The 10,842-nt window shown below is 32.8% G+C and carries 10 protein-coding genes and 1 pseudogene; 4 read left to right on the top strand and 7 right to left on the bottom strand.

Annotated features, from left to right (window positions below; all coding sequences use genetic code 11):
- Both BWGOE10_RS04850 and BWGOE10_RS04845 read right to left on the bottom strand, forming a co-directional pair.
- A pseudogene (locus BWGOE10_RS04850) lies at positions 1 to 79 on the bottom strand (ATPase); the annotation flags it as partial.
- A 577-nt stretch (positions 80 to 656) separates the two neighbouring features.
- Positions 657 to 1,295 carry a helix-turn-helix domain-containing protein gene (locus BWGOE10_RS04845; RefSeq protein ID WP_070141136.1) on the bottom strand — a complete coding sequence of 213 codons (639 nt, stop codon included), beginning with the start codon at positions 1,293 to 1,295 and terminating at the stop codon, positions 657 to 659.
- Positions 1,296 to 1,768: 473 nt separating this feature from the next.
- Here BWGOE10_RS04845 and BWGOE10_RS04840 point away from each other — a divergent pair, with 473 nt between their 5' ends.
- A complete protein-coding gene (locus BWGOE10_RS04840) occupies positions 1,769 to 2,791 on the top strand; it encodes a YncE family protein (protein WP_070141135.1) in 1,023 nt (340 codons plus the stop codon).
- Between the two features lie 385 nt (positions 2,792 to 3,176).
- On the opposite strand, the gene BWGOE10_RS04835 is transcribed toward BWGOE10_RS04840, so the two are convergent.
- Positions 3,177 to 3,737: a helix-turn-helix domain-containing protein gene (locus BWGOE10_RS04835; protein WP_070141134.1), complete on the bottom strand. Its 561-nt coding sequence runs from the start codon at positions 3,735 to 3,737 to the stop codon at positions 3,177 to 3,179.
- Between the two features lie 201 nt (positions 3,738 to 3,938).
- Here BWGOE10_RS04835 and BWGOE10_RS32730 point away from each other — a divergent pair, with 201 nt between their 5' ends.
- Entirely contained in the window at positions 3,939 to 4,094 is a 156-nt protein-coding gene (locus tag BWGOE10_RS32730; RefSeq protein ID WP_171903094.1) for a hypothetical protein, read from the top strand.
- A 285-nt stretch (positions 4,095 to 4,379) separates the two neighbouring features.
- Here the strand turns inward: BWGOE10_RS32730 and BWGOE10_RS04825 are convergent, their stop codons facing one another.
- Together BWGOE10_RS04825 and BWGOE10_RS04820 are read right to left on the bottom strand one after the other, a co-directional pair.
- The gene (locus BWGOE10_RS04825) at positions 4,380 to 5,069 is read right to left on the bottom strand and encodes a Rep protein (protein WP_070141133.1); all 690 of its coding nucleotides are present in this window, start codon (positions 5,067 to 5,069) and stop codon (positions 4,380 to 4,382) included.
- Between the two features lie 241 nt (positions 5,070 to 5,310).
- Positions 5,311 to 6,780: a plasmid recombination protein gene (locus BWGOE10_RS04820; RefSeq protein ID WP_070141132.1), complete on the bottom strand. Its 1,470-nt coding sequence runs from the start codon at positions 6,778 to 6,780 to the stop codon at positions 5,311 to 5,313.
- Between the two features lie 602 nt (positions 6,781 to 7,382).
- Between BWGOE10_RS04820 and BWGOE10_RS04815 the strand changes: the two genes are divergently transcribed.
- The gene (locus tag BWGOE10_RS04815) at positions 7,383 to 7,769 is read left to right on the top strand and encodes a hypothetical protein (RefSeq protein ID WP_003203931.1); all 387 of its coding nucleotides are present in this window, start codon (positions 7,383 to 7,385) and stop codon (positions 7,767 to 7,769) included.
- A gap of 402 nt (positions 7,770 to 8,171) precedes the next feature.
- Here the strand turns inward: BWGOE10_RS04815 and BWGOE10_RS33685 are convergent, their stop codons facing one another.
- Positions 8,172 to 8,306: a hypothetical protein gene (locus BWGOE10_RS33685; protein ID WP_257209074.1), complete on the bottom strand. Its 135-nt coding sequence runs from the start codon at positions 8,304 to 8,306 to the stop codon at positions 8,172 to 8,174.
- A gap of 711 nt (positions 8,307 to 9,017) precedes the next feature.
- Positions 9,018 to 9,296 (bottom strand): putative quinol monooxygenase, encoded by a 279-nt coding sequence (locus BWGOE10_RS04800; protein ID WP_002169788.1) that lies wholly within the window; start codon positions 9,294 to 9,296, stop codon positions 9,018 to 9,020.
- Positions 9,297 to 9,589: 293 nt separating this feature from the next.
- Between BWGOE10_RS04800 and BWGOE10_RS04795 the strand changes: the two genes are divergently transcribed.
- Positions 9,590 to 10,234, top strand: coding sequence for an ATP F0F1 synthase subunit alpha (locus tag BWGOE10_RS04795; protein WP_070146106.1), 645 nt, complete (start codon positions 9,590 to 9,592; stop codon positions 10,232 to 10,234).
- Positions 10,235 to 10,842 lie beyond the last annotated feature (608 nt).

Raw genomic sequence — 10,842 nt, 5'->3', positions numbered from 1 at the left:
TGAGAATTTTAACCCTAGCTCTAGTTGCATTAGTAGGTTGATTTCCTACGTTTTCAATTGGACCAGTAGAGAAAGGCATTTTAAATTCACCTCCTACTAAATTAAAAGATTAATAACCTATAGATTACAGTTTCATAGTATTCAATATTTTATTAAAATGTTCCAAATCAATTAACCAATTCGTTTTAAAAATAAAGTTTACATAACACATAACACCACTTATCAGCAGTCAATGTATCTCTAATTATATAAAAAAAGCCCCTTCAGATTTCATAAAGGGGCTTTTTTTACATAATTAGTTTTTTTGGTATAACAGTAACAAAGAAAGAATAATAAATACACACGGATATCGCTAAGGGTACAAGTGGAGAACTTTAAAAAACTTAATATTTTGAAAATTTTGATTTTAAAAGGGTTTTATATACTCTTTCTTTGTAATTATGAGTTTAGCATTAAAAATAAAATAAAACAACAAAAATATACAAAATTCTGATAAATTCGACATTATTCTTATAAGTTTACATAACCTATCATTATCGGTAGCAGACAAACAAGCCCATCTCTTTTTTCATAAGAGATCAGCTTGTTTATCTTTCTATTATTCTAAACAAATTATTAAAAAGAATATAATACAACCAAGTATTAAACCCTGTATCTTACCATCTCTTCCACCAAGGTTTTTTAGCTTCTTGATAAATTTCTTCGATTTTTTTATCAAAAGCTGTATCTCGTTTTGCAATATAATCAATCATTTTTTGCATATCTTCAATTTGTTGATCTTTTTCTTTTTCCCTTTTTTGAGATTCCAACAACTGTTTTTTTATTTCAATTTCAGTTTCTTCAGATGCTTGTAACTTAGAAATTATCATTTGATTTTGTTCTTCAATTTGTTCTATTTGCTTTTGAAATGAATTTGCTAATTTCTGAATCTCATATTGCATTTTGTGCGGAATTAAATCGTCCTTTAATTCCTTATTTATCAATGGTTGCACGCTTTGTGTCGGTGATTCTTTCTTCTGTCTTCGTATCACTGCTACGGAAGCCGCCATATCAAGGTTTACTCCAGCTTCTTTTCTAGCTTGAATCAAATCTCTAAATGTTAACTCATCTATATCAGTAAAAATCCTTGTATTGTTTTCATTTTTCCGAAAAACATACCCTGCTTTTTCAAGGGATTGGGCGTACTTCCTAACTGTACTTTCAGCAATTCCAAACGTTTTAGCAATATCATGACTTTTTAATTCCTTAGGGATTCCCTCTAACAATTCAACTTTTGTATCACCCGTATCGGCCATCGCTACCACCTCTTTCTATTTTTATAAGCGATATATCGGCGATATAATATAAATAACACTTAAAATAAACATAACAAAAAATAAACAAGAATACACAAAAAATTTCAGACAAATTAAGCATATACTCGTCTTTTTTAAACATCAACATACACTATGATTTAAAACAATCATAATCAAATTTATACAAGATTTTATACAAAAAAAAGGGAAAAGAAAATAGCAAGAATCCCCCTGATCCCCGCTATATCAACCATGTATAAAATCCTGTATAAGAAATAAATAGACATAGAAACAAGAATCCTTGTAAATACAAGGATTCTATGAAAAACTTTGCTACCGATAATGTGCGTTATGTTAACCTGATATGTATAGCGTATACATCGTAATTTTTATTGGACAAATATACAAGAGAAGTTACTTGATTTGAATATATATAATTATATTAAATTTCGAAAAAAAGGTAGTGAATTGTTTTGAACTCATATTTTTCCAAACGAAGGAAATGCTGTCGTAGACTTTTTCCTGCTTTTCCACCTGCCTCCCCACCGGAAGTCAGAGTTCTAGCTTATGTAACAAATTCTGGTGATGATCCAGCAGCTGATACAGTCTCGGTGATCAACACTACCACCAACACTGAGATCCTCCCACGAATCCCCGTTGGAGACAACCCCTTAGGAATCGCCATCACTCCCGATGGATTACGTGCTTATGTTACAAATAGCTTTCATAATACAGTCTCGGTAATTAATACTACCACTAATATGGTCATCGGTAACCCAATCCCTGTTGGAAACTTCCCATTCGGGATAGCCATTACTCCCGATGGATCACGTGCTTATATTGCAAATTTAGTTGATGATACAGTCACCGTAATCAACATCGCGACTAACACCGAAATATTCCCACGAATCCCCGTTGGAAACGATCCCGTAGGAATCGCCATTACTCCCGATGGATTGCGTGCTTATATCACCAATTCATTTAGTAATAATGTTTCAGTGATTAGCACCGCCACCAATACTGAAATTCTCCCGCGAATCCCTGTTGGAGAGTTACCCATAGAAATAGCCATCACTCCAAATGGATCGCGTGCTTATGTCACCAGTGGCGTTATTGATAGTACTAATGATACAGTTTCTATAATTGATATTTTCACAAATACTGAAATCCTTCCACGAATCCCCGTTGGGAATGGCCCTAGAGGAATAGCTATCACTCCCGATGGATCACGTGCTTATGTCACTAATTTATTTGATAATAATATCTCAGTGATTAATACCACCACCAATACTGAAATTCTCCCACGAATCCCTGTTGGAAATGGTCCTATACGGATAGCTATCACTCCCGATGGATCACGTGCTTATGTTACTAATATTGGTGATAATAATGTATCGGTAATTAACACCATTACCAATATTGAAATTTTTCCACGAATCCCTGTTGGAGATTTCCCCTTCGCGATCGCAATCGCAATTATTCCAAACTTTTTCTAACATATTCTTATCTTCTGTACCCTATTAAAGTTACATGTGAAATTAACTAGTCTAGAGGAACGTTTATCAGCACTTGAATCTAAGTGATAAACCTGAGCCCGTCTCGATTGAAAAAGGTTTTTAAATTAGACAAGATAGTGTAATAAGAAAAGTGATAAATTAATGGAATAGAATAATCACAATTTCAGGTGTGATAATAAGATGTTTATATTGTTAGAGATTCAAAAAGCAAGGGGAAAAACACAAAAAAATAAATTTTTTTTAAATTAACGGGTGCTTTAATTAAGCAAGAAACTTAAAACTTTTAACTTCTGCTTTCCATAATTATGTAAACATAAAAGTCCTCCAGTTAAACAATCCGGAGGACTTTTAATAGTTTTCTAAGTTATCTTCCAAATACACTCAATCCTAAATAAATCAAACTATAACTAATTAAAGCACTTGCAAGCATCAAACCTATTTTTAATAATTTGTCTTTTATATTAGGCTTTACTTCACTTACAGGTTTTCCCTCTATAAAATCAACTATTTGACGATAAGTTTTTAAATTGTGCTCTTTTTTTATGTTTTCAACTTGCTGTGATGAAAACATAAGCAAAATCGTAAGTACCAAAGGTATTATAAGACCATAATAACCAAAAAAGTAAAATACAGGTGCAATAGAAATAGGAAGTATAATCATTGATGCTAACATGATGTAACTCCACTTAAAGAAAGTTGATTTTTGAAGTTCTTCTTTCATGATCTTTACATCTCCTTTAACTAAATCATCCAGGGAGACATTAAAGAGAATACTCATCATTAGTAAATTGTGAATATCTGGATAGTTTCTTTCATTTTCCCAGTTAGAAATAGATTGTCTGGAAACATGAATTTTCTCTGCTAACTCCTCTTGGGACATATTATCCCGTTTACGAAAATATTGTATCTGTCTACCAATGTTCATTTATACATCTCCCTTAAGTTTGAGGTTAAATTAAAGGCTAATAAAAGACTACCAAATGTCTTTATAATAACGTGATTTTAAGGTGTAAAAATGTTTTATCATGCTATTCACCCTTGTTTTTGGGTGTGAGTGCTGGCTCGTCGTGTGGGGGCGAAACCCCACATAGCGTTGATTCCATATAGAAAAAGAAGAATATCTTGAATGGAAGAACTGGCGGTTCGGCTGGTACAATTGCTAATCCAAGTCGAGCAACTTAACCCCGTTTTTGGTCTGTTCGGCTTGGCGAAAGCTAAAAACCAGCCGAAAAAAGTTCCGCAAGGACAGAAAACAAAAGAAAAGGCGATAGCCTTTAGGTGAGGATTAACGAACCGACTTTTCTTTTTCTGAAGGTGGAGATTTTTGAGCGTTATTTGCTCAAAAATACTACCTGTTCCTTGCGGAACTTTTAGCCTTTAATAATAGTGATAATAGAGAGCATCTACAAAAAACGTGTGAATCCCTTGATATGACTGGGTTGAATACACTTTTCAGGGTGTGACGTTTTCGTCACACTTTTAAGTCTTTTTGTGACGTTTTCGTCACACCTAAAAAAATACAAATAAGTAAATACATATAAAAAAGACTATATCAAATTGATATAGTCTAAAAAAATCTAGCTGGTAATTTTACCTTTTTACCATTTTGATCTTTAAGATTTTTCAAAGAATATTGAAACAATCTCATCGTTAATTTATCAAGTTTCACTTCATTTTTTCGAGGTGCACAAATCATTATGTAAGGATTTACCACCCATGTTCTAGGACTTACAGTGCGACCATTTTCAATAATTTGTCCAGCACCTTCTGGATTAAGTAAAATTTCTTTTTTCTTTAATGAATTCATAACCAAAGAAGTTTTTTCTCTTGATTTCCCTATCATTTCAGCAATTTCAGAAACAGTTGCTGCTTTTGGTAACTCATAATCTTCCTCAGCGTTCTTTCGTTTCCTTTTAAATTTATCATCTCTACAAATAATAACATTACTTCTAAATTCCAAATAAGCTTGAATTCTAAATAAAAAACTTTCTTCTGCTTGAGTTAAATAACCAATACTATTCAACAAATCTAAATTTCTGTGCATTACTTGATTAAATGGTTCTCCAGCAAATGGATCTTTATTAGTTCCAACATAATGGTCTTCTCCAGTTAATTCTTTTAACTGTTGTAAAAGAGATTTTTTAAGTTCTTCAGCCTGATCTCTTTGTTTTCCATCTTTCTCTAAATCTCTTTTTCTAGCATTTCTATTAGCTTGATTTAAAGCTTGTCCTAAAGCTTGTTCATTTTCATCTTTCATTTTGTCGATTCCTCCTCTAATTGAGGGAATCAACAAAAATACCTATTTTTTGCTATTTGATTATGAATCAAATTATGATAATCTATAACCAGACATTTAAATTTTAGGTATTTTCATTGAATACCCTTTGAAACGAGCCATGTTCCAGCATGGCTCGTTTTTTATTTTATCACACATATGTCCTCAAGATATTGTCAAACAAAGTTTCCCAAAAATTTTACTTAATTCATCATAATATCTTCTAACAATCCCTATCAAATCCTCGTTGTCTACTAGCCATTTCTCTTTTATGTTCACGTTCAAATTGATTATTTACACCTTTATTAGCTAGTTCATTTTTAATAAGCTCTCTAAACGTCTGAAATTTATCTTTAAAGGTTTTTTTAGTTTGCTGATATAAAACCCTTATATTAATCTGCAAATCCTTTATATGAGCTTTTAATGAGCTTATTTCAGTGTTTAATCTGCCTACTTCTTTTTGCAACTGACTTTTTTCTTGTTTCAACGTTCGATTTGCTTCCATCCATCCCTCTGCATGTGCTTTTAAACTTTCATTCTCTTTCACAAAATCTGTTTTTCTCAAACGCTCATAATCCTTTTTGATCGTAACCGCTGCATTCACCTGCTGTGTTAATTCTTGATATTGTTCTGGTGATAACACATAATTTCTTGTCTGTTTCTTCGTGATTTCAGCTTTTCCAAACATTTTATCCTGTACTTCTATTACTACTTCTTTACGTAAAAATGGAATTTTAACAGCTTCATTTGGTACTTGATTCGTAGCACTATCTAATTCTTTTTGCATTTGTTCTACTCTTTTTTCTAACTCTATATGACACTGGCCAATTAGCTTTAGCTTTTCACTTTCACTCTCTACTTGTTGTTTCACTACCTCTAATTCTTTGTACTTATCAACGACATCGCTTTCCAAACTCTTTTTCACTACTTGTAATTCGTTTGTTTTCTCTTCAACATTTTTTAAGTTATGATCAATCGTTTGTAACTGCATCTCTTTTTCTTGTACTTGATTCTCAACAATTGATTTTGTTTCTGCATATTCCTTGTATTGACGGACTTTCATGTATTTATGTGAACCTACATTGGCACGTTCAAAATTTGGAATGTGTTCTTTCGCTAATTTCTCAATATAAGCCGTTTCTAATTCTCTCCAATGTGCAATTAACTTTCTTCCCGTTCCCTCTACACCTTGTTGCTGCAAAGCTCTATCCATTCCGACACGCCTCGTTAATCCTCGACTACTTTCGAAATTCGGTACATAGTTAATATGTAAATGTGGATTTGCTTCATCATCATGTAAAACCATGTTATAGACTGCTAGATTTGGATTTCTCCCTTGAAACGCCTCCGCATACTGTTTTAACGCTTCTTTTTTAGCTTCCCTATACTTTGGGTCATCTTTACCCTCTCCAACCGCTACAACCAATTCTCGTTGCTCATGTGTCTTATCGTCTTTATGTATTTTGTCATAGTAATCATCAATCTTACGATCATTCCGTTTTTGTTTCTCGTTATACTTGTCCAACGCTTTTTGAAAGATATCCTTGTATACACTTCGGATGTCCTTTTGAACAAAGTAAATATTCTCCTCTGACCTGGATGGATCTATACCAGGATTTCCATGAATGTTTTCTCTGTTATTGTGGCTCAATGAACTTTGGTGAGATTGATTAAATGAGATAGACCCTAACATAAAATGCCACCACTTTCCCTAGATTAATTGATACCATAAGTCTAGCAAAGCGACGAAATGGAGTCAATTAAAGTAACCCTATACTTATTTTGACACTACGTATCAAAATCGATAGGGGTCTGCGACGCTTTTCGGCGTTGCCGAGCCATGCTTAGCATGGCAAAAACAAACCTTGGACTTTGCCCAAACCCACTGGGGAACTCTTCCCCAGACCCCCTTCAATCGAACTCCCCAACCCCTCAATCCTTGAGGAGGCTCCCTCGCCGGTTGGCAGGAACAAACAATAGTTTGTTCAGTGCCAAGAGGGTTCGGGTGTAGTCCAGTTGGTCAAGTCAAATACTTCCTTCGCTTCGCTAGGTCCGTTTTGATTGACCAACATACGCAATCACCTCTACTGATCGCTTTCATTTTGCTCTCTTTTTTTCTATAAAACAAACATCACTTAAATTTGTTATGTATCTCTCAGACAAGCCGAGAGACTACATAAATTACTAAGTTAGTAATTTATGTAGGTACGAGCCGTAACCAGATTTATTAATCTAGCATATTATGTAAACGCAACTTTGAATCTATAAAAGAATTGCAAAGGAGGCGAATATAAAATGGCAACATTTGAAATTGGGGCAAGATGTCTTTTCAATTTTCGAAACGAACGCTTTTTCCTATTAGTCGAAGATGAAATTGAAGTTCCAGATAAAGGTGTAGAGCTTGATCCACTTAATATTTATGAAATTGACCAGCAAACTTTCGATTTCATCAGAGATGAAGGAGATACAAACGTATGTGAACCAGTTATTACACTTCCAACTGTACCACCTGGATTTCACTTAGAACGAAAATGTATTTTTACAGTTGATAATGCATACTGGGCAATCTATGAGTTAGAAGATGGAACTGATGAAATTGTTATATTAATCATCAGTGCAGCTTTATTTAACTCATTAAGAAATTCTGGTGTTCATCAATGTATACCCCAAAATCTCATTTAATAAATTGATTAGACCTCAAATGGGATACTCTTTGAAGAAAATGCCCTCGCGTAGTTTTCTTCAAAGGGTTAAATTGTTATGTAAAAAGTTTTTTAATTACTAGTGGTTTTTAGTTGTTCCCTCTTGTTTTTGGGTGTAAGTGCAATGGCTGGGGTGAAGCGAAGCGGAAAAAGGTGGAGATTTTGGAGAGATTTTTTCTCGAAAATACCACCTGTCCATTGAAAACAATATTATCAAAAACCAAAAGTAAACTTTTGAATATTAGTTTACTTTCAGTGATAGAAGTAGAACCACATGCCCATCAACCCAATATTTTGGAGTACCTCCAAAAAAATACACCTCAGATACAACAAAAGAGCCTTACCTCTGTAGGTAAGGCTTCACTAGTATAGTTGTATATATTTACATAACAATTAAGAAACTGTAAAAATATAACACAAAGAAGCAGAACCCTAACATTCCGCCTACAGCTAATACCTGTTTAACCCAGCTCTTGAATTTCAGATTACTGTCAATAATCGCTTGCACTCTTTCCATATTCGTTTCCTCCTATTAAGGAGAACCCTTAAAGACTCTCACCTCGCTATGGTACCATTAAAGAATGACTAATAGAGATCTAATTTTTATATGCAATATTGCCCTATATGCAATATTGCATATAAAAATATATTGATATAATTATAAGCGCTTACTATAATAAAGGCATAAAGATAAATCACATCTTAGCATCAACAAAAGAGGAGGAAATAATATGACAATCGCAATGGCAGTTTTAAAATTTGTAGGTGGAATCATTCCATTTGTACAAGAACTTTTAAAAGCAGTAATGTAAGTTCATTATTCCACAATTATTTATAAAAATTATCATACCTTAATACGAAAAAAGAGGAGGAAATAATATGGCAATCGCAATGGCAGTTTTAAAATTTGTAGGTGGAATCATTCCATTTGTACAAGAACTTTTAAAAGCAGTAATGTAAGTTCATTATTCCGCAATTATTTATAAAAATTATCATACAAATGATCTGTATATCAAAAGTGAATTGATGTGCAGATCATTTGTGTGAGCGAAGTCCCTTTAGCATTATGAAGGGACTTTTTTGTTATTACCGAAAGTAAACTTTTAGATAAAAGATTACTTTCGCTATAAACATCAATCCAATAAAAAAAGAGTAGCTTTTGCTACTCTACATACATATAGTGGCTCCGATTTATATTTTATCAAAACTACAAGAACAACCAATCTTGTTAATTCACATTACTTCTAATTACCCATTCTATTTCTGCTAATTCTTGTTTTAGAGTATTTTGAGTGTGTGGTTTGGTGAAATGAACATTAAGAGCTTCTTCGTTTTCCCAAATCTCCCAAAGCATTAATTTTCGTTCTGAAGGTTCAAGAGGGTAAACATGAAATTGAATACATCCTTCTTCTTTAATAGTTTCTTTTTCAAGTTTTTTGAACTCCTCTATTATTTCATTAAGGTCTTTATCACTAATAATTTTCAAGCATGCAGTTATGTAATGCATCAGATTACCCTCTTTCCAGTCCTAAATTTTAGTCGGTATCAAAAATGTATTCAATTAATGTTTTATAATTCCTTGTTTTTGGGTGTGAGGTGATGGCTGGGGTGAAGCGAAGCCGAGGAGCTAGCCCTTCTAATTTCCCTTTCCTTAGACCTAAAACACTAAATTTCAATGTTCTATTTTTTTAAATATGTAAGATTGCATAAAATTTATAGTTGATAATCATTATCGACGTAACTATAATAGTTACAGTAAGGTTAATATTAAAATTAAAACATGAATGGAGATGTTATAACATGGGTATAAAAAAAATCGTTTTAGCTGGTGCATTAGGAGTAGCAGCACTTGCAGGAACAAATTTACCAGGCTTAGAAGTAACAAAAGCTAGTGCAGCTTCTATTGAATCAAATATATCAACAATTGAAGGTCGCGTAGTTGAGATTAGTGATAATGTTATTTTTGTAGAATCAAAACAATATACAGATCCTATCAGTATCAATTTTGATTCTATACCAAATGTAAAAATAGGTGATCAAGTAAAAGTTACTGGTACAATGATGCGTAATTTCACTGAATATATGATTGCAAATTCTATTGAAAATAAATCATTAACACCAGGAATGCATTTAAAAGAAAATGGTCGACCTGATTATGTAATAGGAGAAGTTAGTAAAAAAGGAAAAATTGATGAATACGTAAACGTACCTATAGATTATGTACTTGTTAAATATCCTAAAATCAACGGTGGAGATGAAATTCTAGAAGTTTACTTAACACAAGGACAAAAACTCAATGTCGGTGACAAAGTTAAAGTAAATAATATGGAATTTGCACAATGGGGCGGAAGTTCTATAAATTGGAACATAGAAAACAACATCGAAAAAATTCAAGAATCGAAAACTTCAAATCAAAATAATGATGATCAATGGATTTGGTCTTAGTACCTGTTTAAATTGTTTAACCATTAACATTAGTACTATCTAAAAAGAACTTGTAGAAGAACTACAAGTTCTTTTTTGTTTGAGGGAACAATTAATTTCCAATACATATTCTTAATACGGAAATGTGATATTTCGTTGCCTCCTATATGTAATATTGCATATAAAAATATATTGATAAAAATGTAAGCGCTTACTATAATGAAAGCATAAAGATAAATCACATCTTAGCATCAACAAAAGAGGAGGAAATAATATGACAATCGCAATGGCAGTTTTATCATTCTTAGGTGGAGTACTTCCATTAGTAACAGAGCTTTTAAAAGCAGTAATGTAAGTTCATTATTCCGCAATTATTTATAAAAATTATCATACAAATGATCTGTATATCAAAAGTGAATTGATGTGCAGATCATTTGTGTGAGCGAAGTCCCTTTAGCATTATGAAGGGACTTTTTTGTTATTACCGAAAGTAAACTTTTAGATATTAGTTTACTTTCAGTGATAGAAGTAGAACCACATGCCCATCAACCCAATATTTTGGAGTACCTCCAAAAAAAATTAACCTCAGATACAACAAAAGAGCCTTACCTCTGTAGGTAAGGCTTCAC

The organism is Bacillus mycoides (assembly GCF_001757995.1).
Classification (GTDB): Bacteria; Bacillota; Bacilli; order Bacillales; family Bacillaceae_G; genus Bacillus_A; species Bacillus_A mycoides_B.
The sequence above is the reverse complement of the archived record's forward strand: the minus strand, read 5'-3'. Positions and strand labels throughout refer to the sequence as shown.